18 protein-coding genes and 1 riboswitch are annotated in these 25,533 nt (G+C 66.0%); of the genes, 10 read left to right on the top strand and 8 right to left on the bottom strand.

The annotated features are described in order from the left end of the window. Positions 1-25: 25 nt before the first annotated feature. Both G6N32_RS05975 and G6N32_RS05970 read left to right on the top strand, forming a co-directional pair. Positions 26-1,087, top strand: a complete 1,062-nt coding sequence (locus G6N32_RS05975; protein ID WP_308213153.1) for an alpha/beta hydrolase — start codon at positions 26-28, stop codon at positions 1,085-1,087. A gap of 96 nt (positions 1,088-1,183) precedes the next feature. After that, on the top strand, positions 1,184-1,414 hold the full coding sequence (locus G6N32_RS05970; protein WP_115316786.1) for a hypothetical protein: 231 nt from the start codon (positions 1,184-1,186) through the stop codon (positions 1,412-1,414). 27 nt (positions 1,415-1,441) lie between these two features. Here G6N32_RS05970 and G6N32_RS05965 read toward each other — a convergent pair whose 3' ends face one another. Beyond that, positions 1,442-4,810: a right-handed parallel beta-helix repeat-containing protein gene (locus G6N32_RS05965; protein WP_163789150.1), complete on the bottom strand. Its 3,369-nt coding sequence runs from the start codon at positions 4,808-4,810 to the stop codon at positions 1,442-1,444. Between the two features lie 395 nt (positions 4,811-5,205). Beyond that, complete coding sequence (locus G6N32_RS05960) at positions 5,206-10,059, bottom strand: beta strand repeat-containing protein (RefSeq protein WP_163789148.1); 4,854 nt, start codon at positions 10,057-10,059, stop codon at positions 5,206-5,208. A gap of 650 nt (positions 10,060-10,709) precedes the next feature. Between G6N32_RS05960 and G6N32_RS05955 the strand changes: the two genes are divergently transcribed. Further along, entirely contained in the window at positions 10,710-10,931 is a 222-nt protein-coding gene (locus tag G6N32_RS05955) for a hypothetical protein (RefSeq protein WP_115316789.1), read from the top strand. 62 nt (positions 10,932-10,993) lie between these two features. On the opposite strand, the gene G6N32_RS05950 is transcribed toward G6N32_RS05955, so the two are convergent. Beyond that, positions 10,994-11,797: an exodeoxyribonuclease III gene (locus tag G6N32_RS05950; protein ID WP_115316790.1), complete on the bottom strand. Its 804-nt coding sequence runs from the start codon at positions 11,795-11,797 to the stop codon at positions 10,994-10,996. Between the two features lie 51 nt (positions 11,798-11,848). On the opposite strand from G6N32_RS05950, the gene G6N32_RS05945 reads away from it, so the two are divergent. Next, positions 11,849-12,703: an epoxide hydrolase EphH gene (locus G6N32_RS05945; protein ID WP_115318797.1), complete on the top strand. Its 855-nt coding sequence runs from the start codon at positions 11,849-11,851 to the stop codon at positions 12,701-12,703. Here G6N32_RS05945 and G6N32_RS05940 read toward each other — a convergent pair. Then, positions 12,696-14,930, bottom strand: coding sequence for an NADP-dependent isocitrate dehydrogenase (locus G6N32_RS05940; RefSeq protein WP_115316791.1), 2,235 nt, complete (start codon positions 14,928-14,930; stop codon positions 12,696-12,698). The genes G6N32_RS05945 and G6N32_RS05940 overlap by 8 nt on opposite strands. 178 nt (positions 14,931-15,108) lie before the next feature. Further along, positions 15,109-15,228, top strand: a riboswitch (SAM riboswitch). Between the two features lie 45 nt (positions 15,229-15,273). On the opposite strand from G6N32_RS05940, the gene G6N32_RS05935 reads away from it, so the two are divergent. The 5 genes from G6N32_RS05935 to G6N32_RS05915 are packed head-to-tail and all read left to right on the top strand — an operon-like array spanning position 15,274 to position 20,901. Continuing rightward, on the top strand, positions 15,274-16,626 hold the full coding sequence (locus tag G6N32_RS05935) for a bifunctional o-acetylhomoserine/o-acetylserine sulfhydrylase (protein ID WP_115316792.1): 1,353 nt from the start codon (positions 15,274-15,276) through the stop codon (positions 16,624-16,626). Between the two features lie 11 nt (positions 16,627-16,637). Further along, positions 16,638-17,777 carry a homoserine O-acetyltransferase MetX gene (gene metX, locus G6N32_RS05930; protein WP_115316793.1) on the top strand — a complete coding sequence of 380 codons (1,140 nt, stop codon included), beginning with the start codon at positions 16,638-16,640 and terminating at the stop codon, positions 17,775-17,777. Beyond that, on the top strand, positions 17,774-18,508 hold the full coding sequence (locus tag G6N32_RS05925) for a class I SAM-dependent methyltransferase (protein ID WP_115316794.1): 735 nt from the start codon (positions 17,774-17,776) through the stop codon (positions 18,506-18,508). Before metX ends, G6N32_RS05925 begins: the two co-directional genes overlap by 4 nt. 9 nt (positions 18,509-18,517) lie before the next feature. Further along, positions 18,518-19,705, top strand: a complete 1,188-nt coding sequence (locus G6N32_RS05920) for a sensor domain-containing diguanylate cyclase (RefSeq protein ID WP_163789146.1) — start codon at positions 18,518-18,520, stop codon at positions 19,703-19,705. A gap of 11 nt (positions 19,706-19,716) precedes the next feature. Next, on the top strand, positions 19,717-20,901 hold the full coding sequence (locus G6N32_RS05915) for a sensor domain-containing diguanylate cyclase (RefSeq protein WP_115316796.1): 1,185 nt from the start codon (positions 19,717-19,719) through the stop codon (positions 20,899-20,901). A gap of 4 nt (positions 20,902-20,905) precedes the next feature. Here the strand turns inward: G6N32_RS05915 and G6N32_RS05910 are convergent, their stop codons facing one another. The 4 genes from G6N32_RS05910 to G6N32_RS05895 are packed head-to-tail and all read right to left on the bottom strand — an operon-like array spanning position 20,906 to position 24,260. Further along, positions 20,906-22,420, bottom strand: a complete 1,515-nt coding sequence (locus tag G6N32_RS05910; protein ID WP_115316797.1) for an FAD-dependent monooxygenase — start codon at positions 22,418-22,420, stop codon at positions 20,906-20,908. After that, positions 22,417-23,025 carry a TetR/AcrR family transcriptional regulator gene (locus G6N32_RS05905; protein ID WP_115316798.1) on the bottom strand — a complete coding sequence of 203 codons (609 nt, stop codon included), beginning with the start codon at positions 23,023-23,025 and terminating at the stop codon, positions 22,417-22,419. Before G6N32_RS05905 ends, G6N32_RS05910 begins: the two co-directional genes overlap by 4 nt. Before the next feature lie 60 nt (positions 23,026-23,085). After that, positions 23,086-23,391, bottom strand: a complete 306-nt coding sequence (locus tag G6N32_RS05900; RefSeq protein ID WP_276047872.1) for a DUF3017 domain-containing protein — start codon at positions 23,389-23,391, stop codon at positions 23,086-23,088. Between the two features lie 20 nt (positions 23,392-23,411). Beyond that, complete coding sequence (locus G6N32_RS05895; protein ID WP_115318798.1) at positions 23,412-24,260, bottom strand: bifunctional methylenetetrahydrofolate dehydrogenase/methenyltetrahydrofolate cyclohydrolase; 849 nt, start codon at positions 24,258-24,260, stop codon at positions 23,412-23,414. A gap of 70 nt (positions 24,261-24,330) precedes the next feature. Between G6N32_RS05895 and G6N32_RS05890 the strand changes: the two genes are divergently transcribed. Then, the gene (locus G6N32_RS05890) at positions 24,331-25,530 is read left to right on the top strand and encodes an NADH:flavin oxidoreductase (protein ID WP_115316800.1); all 1,200 of its coding nucleotides are present in this window, start codon (positions 24,331-24,333) and stop codon (positions 25,528-25,530) included. Positions 25,531-25,533 lie beyond the last annotated feature (3 nt).

Here is a 25,533-nt window from a genome sequence, read left to right as displayed (position 1 = left end):
TCGAGTGGCATTAGCATCCTGCTTCGTGCGAGGAAGACTGGCGCTGGCCGCCGCTATGACGATGATCTGCGCGCTGGCCGGGTGCGGCAGCAACTCCGGTGACGAGAAGCGCCCGGCGTCGACGGCGGTGGTGATCGTGTCCGGCGGGGATGCGACGTCACCGTTCACCAGTCCGGACCAGGCCTGCAAGACCGGGCTGGCCGCCGGCAACACCGATACCGCGCTGCGCGAGTATCTGCTCGGCAAGGGCTACACGGTCTACACCTCCCCAGCGATGGCCGGCCGCGGCCAGGTGGTGGACCAGACCGGTTTCGGACCGTTCGGCGTCTGCCCGATCACCTTGCCGGAGAACATGACCGTCGACTCGACGGGCAGCATCGACACCGCGGGCGAACACCTGGCCCGGTTCCTCAACTGGTTGCACACCGACAAGGGAGTCACCGAAGTCGACTTCGTCGGCCACTCCATGGGCGGGCTGTATTCGCGTGCGGCCATCCGGGTGCTGGCGTCGACGAACTCGCCGCTGAAGGTGCGGTCGCTGACCACCATCGGAACGCCGTGGCAGGGCTCCTACCTGTCAGACTTCGCGAACGGGTTGCTCCCGCTGAGCGACTGCAAGGGCGACACCTTCTGCGAGACCTCGATGAAGGGCATGGCCGACGAGGTCAAGCGGCTGATGGCGGGCTCGGGCCGTGAGGTCAATCAGGCGTTCCTGATGGGCAAGAACGGCTGGAACGAATACCAGTCCGGGGTGCTCGACAAGATCCCGGTGGTGTTGATCGGCGGCAAGAGGTTCAACGCCCCGAAAACCAGCAGCGACGGCCCGGTCAATCCGGCGGTGTGGCCCAATGACGGCATCGTGGCGTTGCAGAGTGCGTTGGCCCGAAACCTCGGCGACCCGGTGCTGCCGCACCGCCGGTGTTTCACCTTCGACGACACCCACAGCATTTTCGTCTCCAATCTCGTTGGGCTGGAACAGAAGACCGCGCTGACGTGGGATCCGCAGGTGCTCGAGGTCGTACACAAGGCCATCGACGACGCGCCCAAAGCGCTCGCCGGTCCCAACCGGGACGGCTGCCCGACCTAGCGCCGAGTCCTGGCGCCGTGTCCCCCGATCGGTGGACACGAAAACAGGCTGGTCAGCGGATCGACTGACGTGTGGTGAGCACGAATGATATGAGTCATGACCACGAACCGCCTCAAGGCCCTCATCGCAGCCCCCGCCCTCGCCGCCGCCGTCATCGGTGGCGCCGCCCTCGCGTTCGCCGGACCGGCCGGCGCGACGACCACCCTGAACGACTACTCCCCGTACGCCGACAGCTCCTCGACCGGCAACTTCTACGCCCCGACCACCTACGCCACCCCGGCCATCACCTACGTGCCGTGGGGCGCCTGGATCAACGGAAGCTACTGACCCAACCGATAGACGGACACCAGAGCGTTACGGCGCGACGGTGATCACAACGGGCACCGAGAACTCCGAGGTGTTGTCGCCGACGGTGGCGGTGACCGTGACGAAGGAACCCTGCCACAGCGAGCCGCCCGGCACGTCGACCGTAAAGGAATCGGTCTTCTCGACGCTGTCGCTGAGGAGCTGCAGCCCTTGGACCGGCGGCGCCTCCGCGTTGACCGGTGGGGGTGAGTAGAACACCTGCAGGCGGTAATCACCTGAGCGGTCGGTCAGGCTTCCGGTGACGATCAGGCGCCCGTTCGTGATGGCTGCACTGGCGACCGTCGGCGCGGCCTGGTTGGCGTTGCCGCCGTTCTGAAGGCTGATTCCGTCAATGACGTTCACGGAGATCGCGTTCGACAGGATCGTGTTTGCGGTGCCTTTGTCGACGGTCACACCGTGCTCGCCGTTCCCGCTGATCGTGTTGGTCTCGATCGCGGCATTGTCGGTGTTCAGCGACAGCACGCCGTTGGCGGTATTCGTGGTGATGGTGTTGCCGCTGATCTCGACGTCATCGGCGTCCTTCAGGTCGATCCCGTCGCCGGTGTTGTTGGTGACGGCATTGCCTTTGAGCGTGATGTGCTGGGAATCGACGATCACCGGATTCGCATAGCTGAACACGGCGATCCCGTCGCCGTTGTTGCCGATGACGCTATTGCCGGTGATGTGCACGTCGATGCCACCGGCGATGTCGATTCCGTCGCCGCCGTTCGGCGCACCATTGCCTATCACCGCGTTATCGGCAAGCGTCAAACGCTCGACGTCCGTCGCCACGATGCCACCGGTGGCATTGTTGCTGACAATGAACTCCTGGAGCGTCGAATCATCGCTCTGGTCAAGGACGATGCCGGTTTTGGTGAAGTTCTGAACAAGGCCGCCGTGGCTGAAGTCCACCGTCACCGAGGGCCCTATCGCCAGACCGTTCTGGTTGGCGAAGCCGAGACTGCCGTCCAGGTTGATCACACCGTCCGCGGTGACCGTGGTCGCACCGGCGCCGGCCGTGCTGGCAAGGACGAGTCCGCCCAACGGATTCTGCGCGCCGACCGCTGCACCCAGGTGGACGCCACCGCCGGCGGTGGTCAGCTTGAGCGTGAGGCCGCGCCCAGGCTGGGCATCGACAGTTCCGGTGAGCGTGATCGTCCCGGGGCCGCCCGTCTGGATCGACGCCGGGCCGGCCAGTTCAGCATTGCCACCCACCAGGAAGTTGCCGGTCGTGGTTCGATACGGCCCACTGAGGCTGACGCTACTGTCGTTGTAGGTCTGATCCTTCGTGGTGGTGACCGCCGCCATCGCGGCCGACCCGCCGGCGTCGGTGACAAGTGATTTCAGAGCAAAGTTCGAGCCGACTTGCCGGACGAATGCGGTTGCGCCGCTGGAGTTCACTGTCAGAGACTGCTGGCCGTTCGCGGTGCCGTCGACGGTGCCGGAGAAGGTGACGTCACCGTTGCCGGCGTTGATCACCGTGTCGCCGACGAGTGTCGCCACACCGGCGACGGAGAAGTCGCCGGAATCGGTCGAGTAGCTGCCGCCGAGAATGGCCTTCTGTTGGTAGGTCTGGTTGCCGGTGGTGGTCACGGAGTTGAGGCTCACGGTGGACTCACCGCCGTTGGGCCGTAACCAGATCACCTGGTCTTGCACATCGAACATGACGTCGTAGTAGTTGTACAGGGTCAAACCGGTGTTGACGTTCTGGGTGTTCGTCGCCACCGAACCGTCCTCGTACTGAACCAGATCCACCGATCCGGTATCACCGGCGGTGAACTTCCACTCAAGTGGCGTCCGGCCCTGGGTAGTGGGAAATTCGGCGATGAAGCTCACGCCGGGTTTCAGTTGGCCGTTGACGTTGTAGGGGTCCCCGCCGGGAATGTCTTTGAGCCGGATACCGGTCGTCGGCGCGCCGCTGTCGATCAGAGTGGGCAGACACTGGCTGGCACATTGCGGGAACTGCTCCGTGCCGATCGGCAGCTTGGCCCCAGTCCCGTCTTGTGCGAAATATTGTGGGAAGAAGCCGAATTGCTGCAGGATCGGGTAACCCGACACCGGATAGTTGCCGCTGCCGATCAGTTGGGCAACCGGAATCGCATAGGTGAACTGATCACGAAGGGCATCGGTGACACCCATACTCAGCTGCGGGTCGGTGCCGATCGGACCGAGCTGGACGAGGAAGCCGCTGGAGAGGTTGCCGGGCAACTGGAACAGCGGACTGGTCATCGGGATGGAAAGGCCGGTGACCGGCAGAACGGCGAACGACGCACCGAAGTCCCCGAAGAAGTTGCTTTCGACCGGCGGAGCCAGCGGATTGGTGAAGTCGAAGACCGCACCGCTGTTGGAGTTGCCTCCGGAGAGGATCGCGCCGATCTGTATGGGTTGGGTGGTCACGGTCTGCGAGCCGGTGCCGAGCGTGATGGGTGTGGTGGAGACGACGGAGTTGTAGAAGTTGCCGGAACTGTAGTCGACAGACAGGCCGGTAGTACTGAGCGGGACGTTCTGCCAGAACGACGGGTTGTAGCCGGCGAAGAAAGCAGTTCCCCCGGTGTCGAATTCGTAGATCTGGGACGCGTTGTTGCCGATTGCGACGTCGATGCCGTACTTCACCTGTGGCTGACCATTGGCGTTGTAGGTCGGAAGGTAGTGCAGGGGGATGGTTTTGGTGTCGGTGGACTCGGTGATGCTCAACGGGGCGATACCCCGGGTCAGCAGAGCAGCCAACGCCGCACGCCCACCCACCGCCGCCTCAAACCTCGTGGTCGTCAACGCCGTCACCGTCAACGACTGCCAACCAGCCCGCGCCGCATCAACCGTGCCTACAAACGTCGCCTCCTTCTGCCCCGCATCGACCTCCACATCACTGTCGAGCACCACCGCCGCATCCAGACGCACCCCACCCAAACCCCGCACCGCATCACGCACATGCAACGCCCCACCACCGAGCACCGCATCCACCCGACCCGAAAACGCCGCCCCATCAGCGAACCGCAACGCATCAATCCCACTGGTCGACAACGCCCCATTGACCGTCCCCGACGTCACCACCACACCAGCACACCCAGCATTGCCCGCATTACTCACCGACACCGACACCGCACTGGCATCACTGACCGTATACGCCCGGAAAAACCCCGGATCCCCCGAAATCTGCACAGACGACCCCACCTGACGGATATAGGCCACACTGCCCGAATTCACCGACACCACCAACGACGAATTCGTCTGCGCGACACTGACTCCCTCCGGCACAAAAAACAACGACCGCCGAACCAACACCAACGCCCCACCCAGCACATCCGACAACGGACCGCCCGGCAAACCCCCCACCACATCAAACGCCGAATTGAACACATGATTGACCACCGTGCCCACCGCAGCAGTCAACGACGGCGCACCAACCCCCCAACACGCCGCACACCCACCATTACCCACCGCCGCCACCGCAACCGGCACACGACGCGACACCCCAACCCCCGACACCGGTTTCACGACACCAGAAGGCGCCGCTGCTGCCGACCTCGGCGCCACCGGCTTCCGGGCGCCTGTCACTTTCGGCCGCTGCGCCGTCCGCGACCGCGCGGCCCCAGCCGTCGGTTTATGTGCCGCTGCTGAATCCGTTGCGGAGGTGCGCGGCGCCCCGGGATTGGCATTGCCGGTATCTGCAGCCGCCAGGCCTGCCGGCCCGGCCACCGACAGACCCAGGACGAATGCTGCGGCACCGACCCGGAGACCGGCTGTGAGTTCGGACATCGGAGACCTCCGGTTAGTCAGGGTGCGGTGAGCAGAACGGCCACGGAGAACTCCGAGGTGTTGTCGGTGTTGGGTGCACTGTCTGGCGTCGCGGTCAGCGTGATCCAGTCGCCGGCTTGCGCGCCCATCGAATCGACCTGCCCGGTAAAGGATCCCGATTGCCCAGGCAGGGTGCCGAGGTATTGCCGGCCCTCGACGTCACCGGTGTCGCCAGGCAGCGACCGGAACACCTCAATGGTGTAGGTACCACCGTATCCGGGCACCGGCGGCATCGTGGCGGCGACAGTTACGGTCTGGGTGCCGAGTTGCGCTGTGACACCGGTAGGCGCAGGTTGTTCACCGTTGCCGCCATTGGAGAGTGCGATGCCGGCTCCGGTGTTGGAGTGGATGGAATTGGCCAGGATCGCGTTCCCGGTCGATCCGCCACCGTTCACCGAGATACCGGCACCTCCGTTGTCCGAGATCGTGTTTCCGGAGATGACGAGGTTGCTGACGCCGACGGGGGCGTTCGGGTTCGGGTAGTACTGCTTGTCGAGGACGCCGTCGGCCAGGGTGAAGGCCTTCTGGGCGTCGGTGTTGTCGGGAACGGAAAGGCCGAGGAAGCCGCCCGCCGCGTCGTAGAGGTAGTTGAATCCGGCGAAGGCTTGCCGCCCGGTGTTGAAGAACTGCTGGCTGAGCGGCACCACGTTCTGCGAGTAGGCGCCGGCCAACGGGTTGAACAGGTTGACGCTGTTCGGGTTCATGACGTTGGAGCGGGTGTATTGCCCGTCCTGCTGGGTGATCGTGTACCGAACGCTGCCGCCGGAATTGAGCAGATTGACGGTGATGTTGTCGGCGAAGGTCGCCGGCGGAGTGAATCCGGGCAGGGTGAGAATGCCTTCGTTGAAGCCCATGTCCAGGACGATCGGCCCGGTGCCGTAGGTCGTGCCGTCGATCGTCACGGTGCCGGTCGCGGGTTGCCAGTCCGGCGCGGTCTGATCACCCTGAGGCAGACCGCTCGGGGTGAGATGGGTGTACGCGTACCCCGACACGCTGCTGTCCAGACCCAGGATCACATTGGTCGTTGTCATCACGTAGCCGGGACGCATTGCGCCGTCTTGCATCTCGGTCAGATTCAGAAATGCGTTGTAGGCCTGGTTGAGCCCGGCGCCGACGGGTGCGGTGCCTTCGCCGGTGCGGTCGAACCCGACACCGAAGTTGGCCACTGGAGCCAGTTTGCTCGTCGACACTCCGTTGTCATCGTAGAAGTTGTTCGGATCCAGATAGCTTGCCCAGTAGCCGCCCGGGATCGTGACGGTCCCGGTCGCCAGCGGTTGACCCTGACTGTCGAGCGTCGGCGTGATCGGCGACGTTGTCGTGTGGGTACCGTCGGTGATCGTGATGGTGCCGCTGTTGATCGTGGTGGTGAACGTGGTGTTCGCCTGGGTGGCACCGGGCATCGGCGTGGTGGATGCGCCGATCGCGTCTACCGCGAGCACGGGGACGGTGGCCACCGCGTGCGAGTTCGCGTCCTGCAAGCCCGCGGCGGTTTCGTAGTACGACTGGGTGAAGGTGACCGGCACCTCCACCCAGGTGCCGAAGTAGAGCCGGTTGGAGCTGTTGAGGTAGATGTGGCCGGGGCCGAGGACCGTTCCGCTGCCCGCGAAGTCCTGACCCAGTTGCAGCGCATCGACATAGAGCCCGCGTGAACCGGTGTCGAGATTGATGGTGAGCCCGCCGACGTTGCCGATCTGCATCAGGATGGTGGGGATGACGGGCTGGGTGGCCGACGGCGAGTAGAAGTCGGGCTGGTTGAAGTAGGGCAGAACATAGTGGCCGTCGCCGCTGTAGCCGTTCAGCGGGTTCTCACCCGTCCGATCACCCTGACCGATGCCGGCGCCGAGTGATATTCCGTCGGTCGCGTTGGCGGCGATGGTGTTGCCGGTGATCGAGGTACCGCTGAAGTCGCCGGTGGCAAACTCGATCCCGTGAGACCCGTTGTTGCTCAGTATGTTTCCGGAGATGCTGACGCCTTTGACACCGCCGGCTGCGTAGATGCCGCTGCGCAGGTTGTCCGAGATGTGATTCTCGGAAATCGACGTGCCGGAGTACTCCCCCGGTGACAGCACGATGCCGTGGGTGTTGGGCCCGTCGCTGCGGTAGTTCCACGGATTGCTCGTACCGGCCAGCCCGATGGTGTTGTGGCTGATGGTGAGGCCGGACACCGGGGACACGGTCTCGATACCGAACGCGGCGTTGCCGTAGATGAGGTTGTCGCTGATCGTGGTTCCGGTGTAGTCGTAGCTGGCCAGAGTTCCCTGCGCGGCGATCTGGATTCCGTCGTAGACGTTGTCGGCGATGTGGAACTTGCTGATCGTCGACCCGCTCGAGGAACCCTCGAAGACGACGCCGTTGGCCGTGAAGTTCCGGATCGATCCGCCGTTGGCGAAGTCAACGGTCACGTTGTCACCGATGAAGATGCCGGTCGAACCCGAGTTACCCAGGCTGCCATCGACATTGACGCTGCCATCGGCAGTGACGGTCGTCTTCTTGCTGCCGGTGGTGACCAGACCGATACCGCCCAGCGGGTGAGTACCGCCCACGTCGCCGTGCAGGGACGTGTCTCCGCCGTTGGTCTGCAGCCTCAAGTTGAACCCTTGACCCTGTTGCGAGTCGATCTTGCCGGCGAAGCTGATATCGCCGGAATTCGCAGTCACCGCAACGCTGCTCGCCAGCGTGGTCGCGCCACCCACGGTGACCGCGCTGCCGGTGTAGTCGCTGGCCAAGGTCACGTCATCGCCGTACTGCTGGGTGCCGGTCGTGGTGGCTCCAGCGGCGGTGGTTGTTCCGCCGGAATCGGTTGTCAGCTGCCTCAGCGTCTTCTGGCTGCCCACGGCACGAACGAAGGTGGTTGCGGCGCTGGAGTTCACCGCAAGGGACTGTTGACCCGAAGCCACGCCGTCGACGGTGCCGGCGAACGTGACGTCCCCGCTGCCGGCGTTGATCACGGTGTCGGCGGTCAGCGAGGTGACCCCGGCCACGGAGAAGCCGCCGGCGCCGGCTGAGTAGGTCCCCCCGAGAGTGGCGTTCTGCAGGTAGGTCTGACTGCCGGTCGTGGTGACCGAGCCGGCGATCAGCTGCGACTGACCGCCGTTGGGGCGCAGCCAGATCACCTGGTTCTGCAGATCGAACATCACGTCGAAGTCGTTGTAGATGTTCAATCCGGTGTTCACGTTTTGGGTGGTGGTCGCCGCGCCACTGCCCGACGAATAGTTGGCCAGGTCGACCGAGCCGATGTTGCCCGCGTCGAAGCTCCATATCAGCGGCGGCCGGCCTTGGGCGGTCGGGAACTCCGCGATGAGCGTGCTGCCGGGTGTGAGCTGACCGCTGCTGTCGAACGGGTACGGCTGCGGTGCGCCCGGCAACCGGATGTTGGTCGAGGGCGCTCCACTGTCGATCAGCGTGGGCAGGCACTGCTGGGTGCACCCGGAGAACGTTTGCGACCCGATCGGCAGTATGGTGTCGCCCTGCTTGGCGAAGTATTGGCCGTTGAATCCGAACTGCTGCAAGACCTGATAGCCCGAAACGGGGTAGGTACCACCGCCGGCCAGGGCATTGATCGGTATGGCGTAAGGGAATTGGGCGCGCAGCGCATCGGTGACTCCGACACTCAATTGTGGGTCGGTGCCGATGGGACCGAGTTGCACCAGGTAACCGCTGGAGAGGTTGCCGGGCAGTTGGAACAGCACGCTGGTCAGGTTGTCCTGAACGCCGAACGCTGCGCCGAAATCACCGGCAAAGCTACCGGCGACGGTCGGGGCGAAGGGATTGGTCGGGGCGGTGGTCAACGCGCCGACCTTTCCGGAGGAGATGATGGCGCCGACGTTGACCGGCACAGTGGTGGACACCCGGGTTCCGCCCACCGGGCCAAGGGTGACGATCGCGGGTGTCACCAGCGCCTGGTACTGCTCGCCGTTGGTGTATGTGATGCTGGCCGGTTGATCACCGAGGGGAATTCCGGTCCAGTACACCGGGTTGTAGTCGGCCCAGAAGCCGTTGCCCCCGGTGTCGAATACGAAACTGCGTGGCGCGTTGGCGCCGAGAGCGACGTCGATCCCGTATTTGACGATCATCGAGCCATCGGACTGATACTGCGGAACATACTGCAGGGGGATGGTTTTGGTGTCGGTGGACTCGGTGATGCTCAACGGGGCGATACCCCGGGTCAGCAGAGCAGCCAACGCCGCACGCCCACCCACCGCCGCCTCAAACCTCGTGGTCGTCAACGCCGTCACCGTCAACGACTGCCAACCAGCCCGCGCCGCATCAACCGTGCCTACAAACGTCGCCTCCTTCTGCCCCGCATCGACCTCCACATCACTGTCGAGCACCACCGCCGCATCCAGACGCACCCCACCCAAACCCCGCACCGCATCACGCACATGCAACGCCGCAGCACCGAGCACCGCATCCACCCGACCCGAAAACGCCGCCCCATCAGCGAACCGCAACGCATCAATCCCACTGGTCGACAACGCCCCATTGACCGTCCCCGACGTCACCACCACACCAGCACACCCAGCATTGCCCGCATTACTCACCGACACCGACACCGCACTGGCATCACTGACCGTATACGCCCGGAAAAACCCCGGATCCCCCGAAATCTGCACCGACGACCCCACCTGACGGATATAGGCCACACTGCCCGAATTCACCGACACCACCAACGACGAATTCGTCTGCGCGACACTGACTCCCTCCGGCACAAAAAACAACGACCGCCGAACCAACACCAACGCCCCACCCAGCACATCCGACAACGGACCGCCCGGCAAACCCCCCACCACATCAAACGCCGAATTGAACACATGATTGACCACCGTGCCCACCGCAGCAGTCAACGACGGCGCACCAACCCCCCAACACGCCGCACACCCACCATTACCCACCGCCGCCACCGCAACCGGCACACGACGCGACACCCCAACCCCCGACACCGGTTTCACGACAGCAGAAGGCCCCGACACCGGCCGCGCCGACCGCGGCACTGTCGACACCTTGGACTTCACGCCACTCCCCGACACCGCACTGACGGGCGGTGCCGGGCGAGCTGATCTCGCGGTGCGCGTGTGGCGCGGTTGGGTGTTCTTCGCGGCTACCGACGGCGAATCCGTCTCCGGCGCATCGGCATTGGCAACGCCGACGGCTTGCGGACCGGCCAACCACATCCCGATCGCAAAGGCGGCTGCACCCAATCGTCGTTTGCGTTGTGCCACTGTGCGCCCCCCGGCTTGTGCAGTACAGACTCCCGTCGGGCTCACAGCGTATCCATAGACTGCCGCCGCCCGGGTGGAATTTATCGCACGCGTCAGAGACATGGCGGTGCGTTCAGAGCAAAAGACCGTGCACAGCTGTCCCCCGATCGGTGGACACGAAAACCGGCTGAGCGGCCGATCGACGAGTTGGGTGCCGGCAGCGAATGATTTGTCTCAGACCACAACGGATCGACAAAGACCGACGGACACCGAAAGGCACGACAATGACCAACCGCCTCGCAGCCCTGATCGCCGCCCCCGCCATCGCCGGTGCCGTCATCGGTGGCGCCGCCCTCGGATTCGCCGGGCCGGCCAGCGCTCAGAACACCTACTCGTGGGACGACGACCAGGGCACCAGCTCCGGCAACTTCAACGCCCCGAGCACCTACGCCTCCCCGGCCACGACTTACGTCCCGTGGGGCGCCTGGATCAACGGAAGCTACTAGACCACCACGACAATGGGCCGGTTGCCTCATCCCCCCGAGGCGACCGGCCCATTCGTGTCGGCTCAGCCGAATTCGACGGTCACCGGAGCGTGATCGGACCAGCGCAACGCATACAGGGCCGGCTTCTCGACACGGGCGGCCACCGTGCGTGCCGCCAGGCTCTCGCTGGCCAGGTGGTAGTCGATGCGCCAGCCGGCGTCGTTGTCGAACGCCTTACCGCGCCACGACCACCAGCTGTAAGGGCCGGCGACATCGGGGTGGAGCTGCCGCATGACGTCCACCCAGCCGGAGTCCAACAGGTCGGTGAGCCACTGTCGCTCGCTGGGCAGGAAGCCGGCCTTCTTGACGTTGGCCTTCCAGGCCTTGATGTCATTTTCGGTGTGGGCGATGTTCCAGTCGCCGCAGATCACCGCGTCGCGCCCGTCGGCGGTCAGCTCCGTCATCCGCTTGGCCAGCGCGGCCATGAACCGTTCCTTCTCCAGCTGGCGGTCGGTGCCGGCTTCGCCGGTGTGGACGTACACACTGGCGACCGTCTCACCGCCGGCCAGATCGGCCTCGACGTAGCGGCCGTGTAGCTCGAATTCGGTTGCCGCCAAGCCGATCCGGACCGCCGCGAACGGGGTGCGGGACAGGATCGCCACCCCGCTGCGGCCCTTGAGATGCGGGCTGGCCGAGGCCAGGTGCCAGCCGTCGGCAACCGCCGGGGCCAGCGCCTCGGCGATCTGCTCGTCGTCGGAGCGGGTTTCTTGCAGGCACACCACGTCGGACGTGGTCTGCGACAGCCAGGCCAGCAGGCCGAGGTTCTCGGCCGAACGCTGGCGGACAGCGGCGCGGACGCCGTTGACATTGATGGTGGTCACGATCACGGGAGAAAACCTATCTTGCGGTACCGGCGGTATCACCTTTACGGTCTGGTTGTGGCGACCCGCGAATCAATCCATCTAGGTGCCGGCGAACCGATCCTGCTGCTGCACCCGTTCATGATGTCCTCCTACGTCTGGTCCGACGTTGCGCCCCGGCTTGCCGACACCGGCCGCTTCGAGGTGTTCGCACCGTCGATGGCCGGGCACAACGGTGGCCCGCGCAGCCGGTCGTTGATCCTGGATTCCTCGACCCTGGCCGACCACGTCGAGCGCCAGCTCGACGAGATGGGCTGGGACACCGCCCACGTCGTCGGCAACTCGCTGGGCGGCTGGGTGGCCTTCGAGCTCGAGCGACGCGGCCGGGCCAGGACACTGACCGGGATCGCGCCGGCCGGTGGCTGGCACCGCTGGTCACCGGTGAAATACGAGATCGTCGGCAAGTTCGTCGCCGGCCTGCCGGTGTGGCTGACCGCCCGGCTACTGGGCGAGCGTGCGCTGCGCCTGCCCGGGGTCAAAGCCGCGGCCACGGTGCCGATCAGCGCCACGCCGCGGGGCGTGACCGAGGTGCAGCTGCAGGAGATCCTCGATGATGTCACTCACTGTCCGGCCTACTACCAGCTGCTGATCAAGGCGTTGCTGATGCCGGGACTGATGGAGCTGACCGAGTTGTCGGTCCCGACGCACCTCGTGGTGTGTGAACGTGACCGGGTGCTGCCGCATCCGCGGTTCACCAAGCACTTCCACAAGAACATCCCGGAGATCACCAAGGTGACCCATCTCGACGGCGTCGGGCACATCCCGATGTTCGAGGCCCCCGATCGCGTCACGGACCTGATCACCGAATGGGTCGACGCCCACGTGCCGCCGGTGCGGCAGCCCAGCCCAGTCAGTGAGGCCGGAGCTAGCTGAGCACGGAGTTGAAGGTCTTGGAAGGCCGCATCACCGCGGTGGTCTTCTCCCGGTCCGGGTAGTAGTACCCACCGATATCGACGGCCTGACCCTGCACCTCGGCCAGTTCGGTGATGATGGCGTCCTCGTTCTCGGCGAGGGTCTTGGCCAGCGGCGCGAAGTGCTCGGCTAGTTCCTTGTCCTCGGTCTGCTCGGCAAGGGCCTGAGCCCAATACAGCGCGAGGTAGAACTGGCTACCGCGGTTATCCAGCTCGCCTGCCTTGCGCGACGGATTCTTGTTGGCGTTCAACAACTCTCCGACCGCGGTGTCCAGCGTGGTCGCCAGCACCTTGGCTTTCGCGTTGTCGGTTTTGTTGCCCAGATCCTCGAGGCTGGCGCCGATCGCGAGGAACTCGCCGAGCGAATCCCAGCGCAGGTGGTTCTCCTCCACCAGCTGATGGACGTGCTTGGGCGCCGACCCACCGGCCCCGGTCTCGTACAGGCCACCGCCGGCCATCAGCGGCACGATCGACAGCATCTTGGCGCTGGTGCCCAGCTCCAGGATCGGGAACAGGTCGGTGAGGTAGTCGCGCAGGATGTTGCCGGTCGCGGCAATGGTGTCCTGGCCGCGGATCACGCGCTCGAGGGTGTACCGCATCGCCCACACCTGCGGCAGGATCGTGATGTCGAGGCCCTCGGTGTCCTCTTCGGCGAGGTAGGCCTTCACCTTCTTGCGCAGCTCGTTCTCGTGCGGACGTTCGTCGTCGAGCCAGAACACCGTCGTCATGCCGGACAGCCGGGCCCGGTTGACGGCCAGCTTCACCCAGTCGCGGATCGGGGCGTCCTTGACGATCGGCATGCGCCAGATGTCGCCCTCCTCGACGTCCCACGACAGCAGCACCTCGCCGGTGTCGACGTCGACGATGTCGGCGACGCCGTCGACCGGGATCTCGAAGGTCTTGTCGTGGCTGCCGTACTCCTCGGCCTTCTGCGCCATCAGGCCGACGTTGGGAACGGTGCCCATCGTGGTCGGATCGAACTGGCCGTGGGTCTTACAGAAGTTGATCATCTCCTGGTACATCCGGGAGAACGTCGACTCCGGGTTGACGGCCTTGGTGTCCTTGGTGCGGCCGTCGGCGCCGTACATCTTGCCGCCGAGCCGGATCATCGCGGGCATCGAGGCGTCGACGATCACGTCGGACGGCGAATGGAAGTTCGAGATGCCCTTGGCCGAGTCCACCATCGCCAGCTCCGGCCGGTGCTCGTGGCACTTGTGCAGGTCTTCGATGATCTCTTCACGCTGCGAGGCCGGCAGCGACTCGATCTTGTCGTAGAGGTCGGAGAGGCCGTTGTTGACGTTGACGCCGAGCTCGTCGAACAACTTGCCGTGCTTGGCGAAGGCGTCCTTGTAGAAGACCTTCACCGCGTGACCGAACACGATCGGGTGCGACACCTTCATCATGGTGGCCTTGACGTGCAGCGAGAACATCACGCCCGTCTTGTAGGCGTCCTCGATCTCCTTCTCGTAGAAGTCGATCAGTGCCTTCTTGCTCATGAACATGGAATCGATGACGTCGCCGTTGTCGAGCTTGACCTCGGGCTTTAAGACAATGGCCTCGCCCGCCCCCTTTCCGGCGGGGGTCAGAACCATCTTTACGGTGCGGTCTTTGTCCAGCGTCATCGACTTCTCGCCGTGGTAGAAGTCGCCGGTCTTCATCGTCGCCACGTGGGTGCGCGACGCCTGCGACCACTGCCCCATGCTGTGCGGGTGCTTCTTGGCGTACTCCTTGACCGCCTTGGGAGCGCGACGGTCTGAGTTACCTTCGCGCAGAACCGGATTCACCGCACTGCCGAGAATCTTGCCGTAGCGCTGGCGGATCTCTTTTTCCTCGTCGGTCTTCGGGTCGCCCGGAAAGTCCGGAAGGTCGTAGCCCTTGGACTTGAGTTCCTTGATGGCGGCGACCAGCTGCGGCACCGAGGCGCTGATGTTCGGCAGCTTGATGATGTTGGCGCTCGGGTCCTGGGTCAGCGCGCCGAGTTCGGCCAGGTTGTCCGGCACTTTCTGCTCGTCGGTGAGCCGGTCGCTGAACTCGGCGAGGATGCGCGCGGCCACCGAGATGTCGCTGGTCTTGACGTCGATGCCGGCCGCCTCGACGAATGTGCGCAACACCGGCAGGAACGCATACGTCGCCAGCAGCGGCGCCTCATCGGTGAGCGTGTAGATGATGGTCGGGTTCTCGGCGCTCATGTGCTGTTGTCTCCCGGGCGGTCAGTCAGGTGCTTTGGCGGCTATCAGTATCGCGTCGCTTCTGAACCTACGTGATCGCCGTCGTCGTATCTGTTGAGAGGTCTGCGTCACAGTCGGCGGCGAAAGATGCCGATATCCCGCTGGCCTCCCGTTACGAAGGTCCGCTATGCTTCAAGGCGGTCATGAGCGCCAGCGTCAAGCCCCGGCTCGCTGGCCGGCAACCCTCCAACCGCGGTGGGGTGCTCCGGGTGAAGACCAGGTTGAGCAGCTGCACCTAGCTGCACGGCAAGCGCGGGTCCGCTCAGAAACGGACCCCCAGAACAGATGGAGGTTCGTTTTTCATATGAGCACGTCAGATACCGACGATCCGACCGCGAACTGGTCCTTCGAGACCAAGCAGATCCACGCCGGACAGACTCCGGACGCCGCGACGCACGCCCGGGCGCTGCCGATCTATGCCACCACGTCGTACACCTTCGACAACACCGACCACGCCGCCGCGCTGTTCGGGCTGGCCGAGCCGGGCAACATCTACACCCGCATCATGAATCCGACCCAGGACACCGTCGAGCAGCGCATCGCCGCCCTCGAAGGTGGCGTGGCCGCACTGTTCCTGTCCTCCGGGCAGGCGGCGGAGACGTTCGCGATCCTGAATATCGCCGAAGCCGGCGATCACATCGTGTCCAGCCCGCGGCTCTACGGCGGCACCTACAACCTGCTGCACTACACGCTGCCGAAGCTGGGCATCGAGACCACGTTCGTGACCGACCCCGACGACCCGGCGTCCTGGCAGGCCGCGGTGCGGCCGAACACGAAGGCGTTCTTCGGTGAGACGATCTCCAACCCGCAAATCGATGTGCTCGACATTCCGGCGGTGTCGAAGGTGGCGCACGACAACGGCGTTCCGCTGATCGTCGACAACACCATCGCGACGCCCTACCTGATTCAGCCGATCGCGCACGGCGCCGACATCGTCGTGCACTCGGCGACCAAGTACCTCGGCGGCCATGGCACGGCCATCGCCGGGGTGATCGTCGACAGCGGCAAGTTCGACTGGACTGCAAGCGGACGCTTCCCTGGTTTTACAACACCGGACCCGAGCTATCACGGCGTGGTGTTCGCCGAACTCGGCCCGCCCGCCTACGCACTCAAGGCGCGCGTACAGCTGTTGCGCGACCTCGGCTCGGCGGGGTCGCCGTTCAATGCCTTCCTGATCGCGCAAGGCCTGGAAACGCTCAGCCTGCGGATCGAACGCCACGTGTCCAACGCGCTGAAGGTGGCCGAGTACCTGGCCGGGCACTCCGACGTGGTGTCGGTCAACTACGCCGGCCTGCCGACCTCACCGTGGTACGAGCGTGCAAAGAAGCTGGCGCCCAAGGGGACCGGTGCGGTGCTGGCCTTCGAGCTGGCCGGCGGAGTCGAGGCCGGAAAAGCGTTCGTCAACGCACTCACGCTGCACAGCCACGTCGCCAACATCGGCGATGTGCGTTCCCTGGTGATCCACCCGGCGTCGACCACTCACCAGCAGCTGTCCGCCGAAGAGCAGCTGGCCACCGGCGTCACTCCGGGTCTGGTCCGACTTGCCGTCGGCCTCGAGGGCATCGACGACATCCTGGCCGACCTGGAGCGCGGCTTCGCCGCCGCCAAGTCCGTGTCGGCGGATGCCTCGGACCCGCGGGCCGTGGCGGCCCTTTGAGTGAGCCTGACATGACCATCAGCGACGAGCGCATCGTGACCCTGCCCGCCGAAGGTGAGATCGGCGTGGTCGACATCGGCCCGCTGACGCTGGAAAGCGGCGAGGTGCTCGACCATGTGTCGATCGCCGTGCAGCGCTGGGGCGAGCTCTCCCCCGACCGCGACAATGTCGTCGTCGCGCTGCATGCGTTGACCGGCGACTCGCATCTGACCGGGCCTGCCGGGCCGGGGCACCCCACCCCCGGCTGGTGGGACGGTGTCGCCGGGCCCGGCGCCCCGATCGACACCACCCGCTGGTGCGCGGTGGCCACCAATGTCCTGGGTGGCTGCCGCGGCTCGACCGGGCCCAGTTCGCTGGCTCGCGACGGCAAACCCTGGGGTTCGCGATTCCCGATCATCACCGTGCGCGACCAGGTCAACGCCGACGTGGCCGCGTTGGAAGCGCTCGGCATCACCGAAGTCGCGGCGCTGGTCGGCGGCTCGATGGGCGGTGCCAGGGCGCTCGAGTGGATGGTCGAGTATCCCGACCGGGTGCGGGCGGCGCTGGTGCTGGCCGTCGGAGCCCGGGCGACCGCCGATCAGATCGGCACGCAGAGCACTCAGATCGCAGCGATCAAGGCCGATCCGAACTGGCAGGGCGGCGACTACCACGGCACCGGCCGCCACCCCGACGTCGGGCTTCAGCTGGCCCGCCGGTTCGCCCACCTGACCTACCGCGGTGAAGTGGAGTTGGACAACCGCTTCGGCAATGCCGCCCAGGACGACGAGGACACCTTGGCCGGCGGCCGGTACGCCGTGCAGAGCTACCTGGAGTACCAGGGCGCCAAGCTGGTCGACCGATTCGACGCGGGCAGCTACGTGACGCTGACCGAGACGCTGTCGAACCACGACGTCGGGCGCGGACGCGGTGGCGTGGCCGCGGCGCTGGGCTCGTGCCCGGTGCCGACCGTGGTCGGCGGGATCACCTCGGACCGGCTCTACCCGCTGCGCCTGCAGCAGGAGCTGGCCGCACTGCTGCCGAACTGTTCCGGGCTCAACGTCGTCGAATCGATCTACGGCCACGACGGCTTCCTCGTCGAGACCGACGCGGTGGGCGAACTCATCCGCCAGACCCTCGACCTGGCCGACGGCAAAAGTCTCCGCACGCCGTGACGGAGTCGCAGCGCGAACGCTCACTGTCCTTCGGGTCCGAGGCCGCCGCCTACGAGCGCGGCCGCCCGTCGTATCCGCCGGAGGCCATCGACTGGCTGCTGCCGCCCGGCGCTCGCGACGTACTGGACCTGGGTGCCGGTACCGGCAAGCTGACCACCCGCCTTGTCGAACGCGGCCTCGACGTGGTGGCCGTCGATCCGCTGGCGGAGATGCTGGAATTGCTCAGCTCGGCGCTGCCCGACACCCCGGCGCTGCTGGGTACCGCCGAGCAGATCCCGTTGCCCGACAACAGTGTTGACGCGGTACTGGTTGCGCAGGCCTGGCATTGGTTCGACCCGGAGCAGGCCGTCGCCGAGGTGGCGCGGGTGCTGCGGCCGGGCGGGCGGCTCGGGTTGGTGTGGAACGCTCGCGATGAACGGTTGGGCTGGGTCAAGGACCTCGGCCGCATCATCGGCCACGAGAACGCCCAGTTCAACGACGCCGTCACCGTGCCCGAGCCGTTCATCGACGTCGAGCATCACCGGGTCGAATGGACGAGTTACCTGACGCCGCAGGCACTGATCGACCTGGTGGCGTCGCGCAGCTACTGCATCACCTCACCGGCGGACGTCCGCACCCAGACCCTCGACGAGGTTCGCGAGTTACTGACAACGCATCCGGCACTGGCGAATTCGACCGGGCTGGCGCTGCCCTACATCACTGTGGGCATGCGGGCGACGCTGTCGTCCTGAGCGTGCATGATGTCGCCGAATCGTTGGCTGGCCGCCCTGGCCGCCGCCCGGGTGCCGGCCTTCCACTGTCGCCGGGTCGTCGGCGAGGTCACGATCGTCTCTCGCACACCGGAATTCGTCGGCGTCATGCAGGCTCTCGCCGGCCGGCTCGACGAGTGCTCGTTGCTGTCACGGCTCGACGATCAGTGGCCGGAGACCGGCACTGACGGGTCGTTCACGATCGCGGCGGCGCACGACCCGGCCTGGCAGTGCGCGCTGCAGCCGCTCGACGATGACGCCGATGACCATCTGGCGATCCTGAGCCTGCCTGCGGGGTGGCAGCAGCCGAACGACGCGTTCTTCTCGATCGTGGAGAACCTGCCCGACGTGGTCACCCGCTTCGACCGCGAATTCCGCTACCGGTACGCCAACCCGCCGATGGCCAGGCTGACTGGTATACCTCACGAAACGCGGCTCGGCCGAACACAATTCGAGGTCGGCACGTCGAACGAGCTCGCCGGAACATTCCAGGCGACCTACCGACAAGTCTTCGACACCGGCGAGCCGGTGGAGCTCGAATTCGACTATCCCGGGACGACGGGCCTGCGCCATTACCTCGGCCGCGCCACACCGGAGTTCGACCACGAGGGCCGGGTCGCGACCGTCCTGTCGGTGGTCCGCGACATCACCGAGCTCAAGCGGCTTCAGCACCAGCTGGAACAACTTGCCGGCACCGACCCACTCACATCACTGCTCAATCGGCGCAGCTTCATCGCACGGCTCGGCACCGAGCTCGACCGAGTCCGGCGTGAGCAGGGCGAGCTCAGCCTACTTGTGCTCGACCTGAACAATTTCAAGCACATCAACGACCGGTTCGGGCACGCCGGCGGAGATCAGGTGCTCGAGGCGGTGGGGAGAATTCTATTGTCCGAGACTACTTCTCATCACATCGCCGCGCGGCTCGGCGGTGACGAGTTCTGCGTCGCGCTGATCGACACCGACGAGGCCGCCGCGCGGCGGGTGGCTCAGCGCATCGGTGAGCGCGTCGGCAACATCGCAGTGGACAGCGCTGAGCCGATCGGGGTGGGTGTGAGCGTCGGCGTCGCCAGGGCGGATACGCAGGACACCACCGCGCTCGACCTGCTGGCCCGGGTCGACAAGCTGATGTATCAGGTGAAGTTCGGTGGCGCGGATGAGACGGGCAGCAACTGCCGCTAAGGTCCGTACCCATGGGTTCCGGGGAGCAATGGCTCAATTGGCTTGCCGGGGGCAATGTTGCGGGCTTCCTGTGCCGGCGCGACGGCGCAGACGTCGTGATCGTCGATCGGACGCCGATGTTCGAGGCGATGACGGATCCGGGCGCCGGCTGGCCGGGTGAGGTAGCCCTGCTTGCCGGTCTTGCGGCGGCATGGCCGGCCGCCGACGGCTCACCGTCGGTGCTGCACGTCGACGACGCACCCGACTGGACGTGCGTTCTGCAGCCTCTCGACCGGGAGCCCGGGCGTTGCGTTGGCATAGTGCGCGGGACATCGGAGCGTCAGCGCTACAACGACGGGTTCCATTCGATCGTGGAGGCCCTGCCCGACATCGTCGCGCGTCTCGATCGCAACCACCGCCACCTTTACATCAACCCTGCCATCGAGCAGATGACCGGGCTGTCGCCGCAGGCGTTCATCGGCAAGAGCAAGCGGGAGATCGGCCTGCCGCCGGAGCTGGTGGCACAGTGGGAATCCCTTGTCGACCGCGTCCTGGACAGCCGGGCGCCGGCTGAGGAGGTGCATGAGCTGCCCACCGTGGGCGGCTCACGACAATTCCTGACGCGAGTGGTGCCCGAGTTCCGCAGCGACGGTGAACTACTGACCGTCCTGAGCACGTCCCACGACATCACCGAACTCACATCCCTGCAGCGGCAGCTCGCCGTCCTGGCCAGTACCGATCCGCTGACTTCGCTGCTGAACCGGCGCGGCTTTTCCGAACGCCTGGAGTCCGAGCTATCCCGCGCTCGACTCGGCGGAGACCACGGCGGCCGGCATGTGAACCTGTTGATGCTGGACGTCAACAACTTCAAAGCGATCAACGACAAGCACGGCCACATGGCGGGCGATCGGGTGTTGGTGGCCATCGCCGAGGTGTTGCGTCACGCCGCCGGAGCCGACGACTTCGCCGCACGTATCGGTGGCGACGAGTTCTGCGTCGGTCTGGTCGACTCCGACGGTGACTCGGTCCGTGCGGTCGCCGAACGAATTCGGCGACGCATCGGAGATCTCGGAGCCGACGACGGCTGTCCGTGCGCGGTCAGCGTCAGCGTCGGACTCACCGCGGACATCGAAGCCGGCCGGAGCGTGTCCGACCTCATGGCGGCCGCCGATCAGTCGATGTACGCAGAGAAGTCGGCCCGCCGGGATCAGCGTTGAAGGCTCAATTTTCGCGGTGTCCGAACCAGCGGGACAGCGCGATCCGCAGATTCTGGGCATCGACAGGACCGAAATCGTCTGCGGCCCAAGCAACATAGCCGTCGGGGCGGATGAGAAGGGCGGTGGGGCCCTCGGTCAGGTGTCCCTGCACGATGTCCACGCGGTCCGCCCAGTCGCCCGCCTGCGCCGCGGCGGCACCACCGCACATGTCCAGCAGCACCGGGCGGGCGTCGTGCAGCAGGCCCGCCACCGGCCGCCCGTCGTCGAGCGTCAGGTCCGGCACGAGGTAGCCGGACAGCGGGTGGTCGTCGCCGACGTCGTAACGCACGTCCGCGCCGGCGAGCAGCCGCCCCAGGTGCTGGGTGACCTCGGGGATGGCGATCAGCTCGGTGAAAAGGGCACGGAGTTCGGCCACTTCGGGGCCCGAAGCCATCAGCGCGCTCTGCGCCATCGAATGCATCATGACGCGGCGGCCCACCGGATGGCGCTCGGTTTCATAGCTGTCGAGCAGTCCGGACGGCGCCCAGCCGTTGACAGCGGCGGCCAGTTTCCAGCCGAGGTTCACCGCGTCCTGCAGGCCCAGGTTCAGCCCGGGGCCGCCCATCGCCGAGTGCACGTGGGCGGCGTCGCCCAGCAGCAGGACACGTCCGGCCCGGTAATGCTCTGCCTGCCTGGTGTTCTGGCCGTCGATGCGGCGCTTCGCGTGCGGACCGGGACCTCGTGGCTCCTCCAGCGGCACATCGACACCCAAGATCCGCTGGAGACTGGCGCGCAGTTCCGCCAGTGTCAGCGGACCATCCTCGTCGGCGCGGCCTTCCTCCCGGGTACCGACCAGCAGCACGCCCGGCTGAAGGCTGCCGGCCAGCACCATACCTCTGTCGAATCTGTTGTGCCCGAACGCGATGTGCCCGACCCCGGGGATGTTCAGGCCACCGTCGGGGGCACGGAGTTCGTCGGGCACCTCCACCTGGGCCAGCCGCGCGACGGTCTCCGACGTGGTGCCGGGGAAGTCGATGCCGACGCTCTTGCGCACCAGACTTCGGCCACCGTCGGCCCCCACGAGGTACCCGGCGGTCAGGGAGTAGACGCCGTCGGGGGTGGCGACGCTGAGCGCGACACCGTCCTCGCCACGCTGGAGCGACGTCAGTTCGTGACCCCACCGCAGATCGACGCCGAGGTCGCGGGCACGCTGCTCCAGCAGGCGGACCAGCCGGGGCTGCGGCATCGTCATCGCGTACATGGGGCTGGTGGACTGGTCGGGATAGGCCAGTTGCATCCCGGAGAACATCCATCCCGGCAAGGCCTGCGGCCTGTCCTCACCGGTGAACGCGGAGTACAGCCCGCGCATATCGAGCATCCGAACCACCTGTCCGACAAGACCGTTGGCTTTGGGCTCGTCGCTGGCAGCAGGCAGCGCGTCGAGGACGACCGGGGTGATCCCGGCCAGGGCCAGTTCGCAGGCCAGCATCAGGCCGTTGGGTCCGGCGCCGGAGATGACGACTTCGTGGTTCTCGGTCATGACGATTTCCTCTTTGGTTCGGGAAGTCCCGCAACGACATCGGCGAAGCCGCGGCGCATCAAGCCGACGATCGGAACGGGCGGGTCGGCGGCGATGTAGGTGTCCATGGCGGCTTCGGCGACGGCACGGATGCTGGCGGCCACGAGGCGGGGGTACATGTCGCGCACCGGGTCGGTCCCGGTCCGCTCGGCGATCGCCTCGATCCATTCCGCCATCAGATTGTTGGCCAACGCATTACGCACCTCGATGGCCATGCTCAGCTCCAGGAGCTGGTCGAGCTGCTGGCGTGTCGGCGCGTAGTCTTCGCCCATCTCGGCCAGCAGCGGCTCGAGCACCGACCCGGTGATGGCCGTCCACAACGACTCGCCCGCGGGCCACGACCGAAAGGCGCTCAGGCTGCGCCGCATTCGTTCGATCTGGCGGTAGGCGATCGCCTCGTACTTGCCCGCGAAATAGTTGTTGAACGTGCGCAGCGATACCCCGGCACGCTCGGCGATCGCCTCGCGGGTGACGTTGTCCAGCCCGCGCTCGAAGACCAAGTGCAACGCGGCGTCACTGAGCGCCCTGCGGGTATCGGCCTTCTTGCGTTCGCGCAATCCGTCCATGCCGACAGCGTACGCACAAAGTTTCACACCGTGCAATATTGCCCGTTAGGCAATTTTTGGCTACGACGTCCCCAGCGGATCGATCGTGGAGGCGACGTACACCATGATCACGCAGACCGTCGTCATCGTTGCGAAGTCGACACCCCGCGAGCGCACCACCAACAGGCCCGCACGGTCCTCGGTCAGCACCAGCCGCAGCGCGGCGGCCGCCCCCACCGCGATGCCGATCAGTAATGAGCCCCGGCGCCAGAATCCGGCCGCCACCAGGACGAAGGCGACCACGAAGATCAGCCCGACACCGAGAATCGGCCATTGCGAACGCACTACGCGCCTGGTGAAGTCGACCGCCTCCGCACCGGTCGGCAGTCGGCGCTTCGCGCGACCCGTCACCGGGCGGCTTCGGCCAGTTCGACGACGTTGGTCAGCAGGAACGCCCGGGTCAGCGGGCCCACTCCGCCGGGATTGGGCGATACCTGGCCGGCCACCTCCCAGACGTCAGGATGCACATCGCCGGTGAGCTTGCCGTCCACCCGGCTCACCCCCACGTCGACGACGGCCGCGCCCGGCTTCACCATCTCCGCTTTCAGCATGTGCGGCACCCCGACCGCGGCGATGATGATGTCGGCCTGCCGGGTCAGCTCAGGAAGATCACGAGTTCCGGTGTGGCACAGCGTCACTGTCGCATTCTCGCTACGACGGGTGAGCAGCAGGCCCAGCGGGCGACCGACCGTCACACCACGGCCGATGACCACCACGTGCGCACCGGCGATCGGCACATCGAAGCGGCGCAACAGGTGCACGATGCCGCGCGGCGTGCAGGGCAGCGGGGCTGCCTTGCCGAGCACCAGGCGGCCCAGGTTGGTGGGGTGCAGCCCGTCGGCGTCCTTGCCCGGGTCGACCCGTTCGAGCGCGGCGTTCTCGTCGAGATGGCGCGGCAACGGAAGCTGCACGATGTAGCCGGTGCACTCGGGGTTGGCGTTGAGCTCGTCGAGGGTGTCGTCGAGCTGCGCCTGGCTCACATCGGCGGGCAGGTCCCGGCGGATCGAGGTGATCCCGACCTTCGCGCAGTCGGAGTGCTTGCCCTTCACATAGGCGTGCGAACCGGGGTCGTCGCCGACCAGGACAGTGCCCAGTCCCGGGGTATGTCCCGCGGCGGTCAGCGCCGCCACACGGTCTTTAAGATCGACGAAGATCTCGTCGCGGGTGAGCTTGCCGTCGAGGGTGATAGCGACCACGCGCAACATTCTTCCATCGCAGCGGGAGCTGTCGTTGACAGCATCTCCTACCGCGTGGTCAGCTGCGGTTATGAACAGTGCGCCAGATGTGTTCAGCCCGGCCAAACTCGGCCCCATCACCCTGCGCAACCGCACCATCAAGTCGGCCACTTTCGAAGCCCGAACCCCCGACGACGTGGTCTCCGATGACCTGATCGCCTTCCACCGGGCGATCGCCGCGGGCGGCATCGGCATGACGACCGTCGCCTACACCGCGGTGAGTCAGGGCGGGCGCACCAATGGCGGGCAGATCTGGATGCGCCCGGAGGCGGTGCCCGGCCTGCGCCGGCTGGCCGACGCGGTGCACGCCGAGGGCGCGGCGATCAGCGCCCAGATCGGTCATGCCGGCCCGGTAGCCAATGCCCGCTCGAACAAGGCGGCCGCGTTGGCCCCGGTGCGGTTCTTCAACCCGCTGTCGATGAAGTTCGCCAAGCACGCCACCCGCGACGACATCAACAACGTGATCGCCGCGCACGCCTCGGCGGCCCGGTTCGCGATCGACTCCGGCTTCGACGCCGTCGAGATCCACCTCGGTCATAACTATCTGGCCAGCTCATTCCTCTCCCCGATGATCAACCGGCGCACCGACGAGTTCGGCGGGTCGCTGGCGAACCGGGCCAAGGTGGCCCGCGGCATCGTGATGGCCGTACGCCGCGAGGTCGAGCGCCTCGGCCCCGCCCCGATCGCGGTGACCGCCAAACTCAACATGGCCGACGGAGTGCGTGGCTCGATCCAGATCGAGGAGTCGCTGCAGACCGCCAAATGGCTGGAGGAAGACGGCGGCCTGGACGCGATCGAACTCACCGCGGGCAGTTCGCTGCTCAACCCGATGTACCTGTTCCGCGGCGACGCCCCGGTCAAGGAGTTTGCCGCGGCGCAGAACTGGCCGCTGAACTGGGGCATGCGGATGACCGGTAAGAAATTCATGCGCGAATACCCCTACCGGGAGACCTACCTGCTGCGCGACGCCGAGCAGTTCCGCAAGGAGCTGACCATGCCGCTGATCCTGCTCGGCGGCATCACCAACCGCGAGAGCATGGACCGCGCGATGGCCGAGGGTTTCGAGTTCGTGGCGATGGGTCGCGCGCTGCTGGCCGAGCCGGACCTGCTCAATCGCATTCAGGCCGACGGCGACGCGCACTCGGTGAAGTCGCTGTGCACGCACTGCAACAAATGCATGCCGACCATCTACTCGCGGACCCTCTGCGTGGTGACGGGCGGTCCTGCCTGACAG

Origin of the sequence: Mycolicibacterium aichiense (assembly GCF_010726245.1) — a bacterium.
Taxonomy (GTDB): domain Bacteria; phylum Actinomycetota; class Actinomycetes; order Mycobacteriales; family Mycobacteriaceae; genus Mycobacterium; species Mycobacterium aichiense.
Note: the sequence above shows the minus strand (reverse complement) of the source record. Positions and strands in the feature narration are given on the sequence as shown.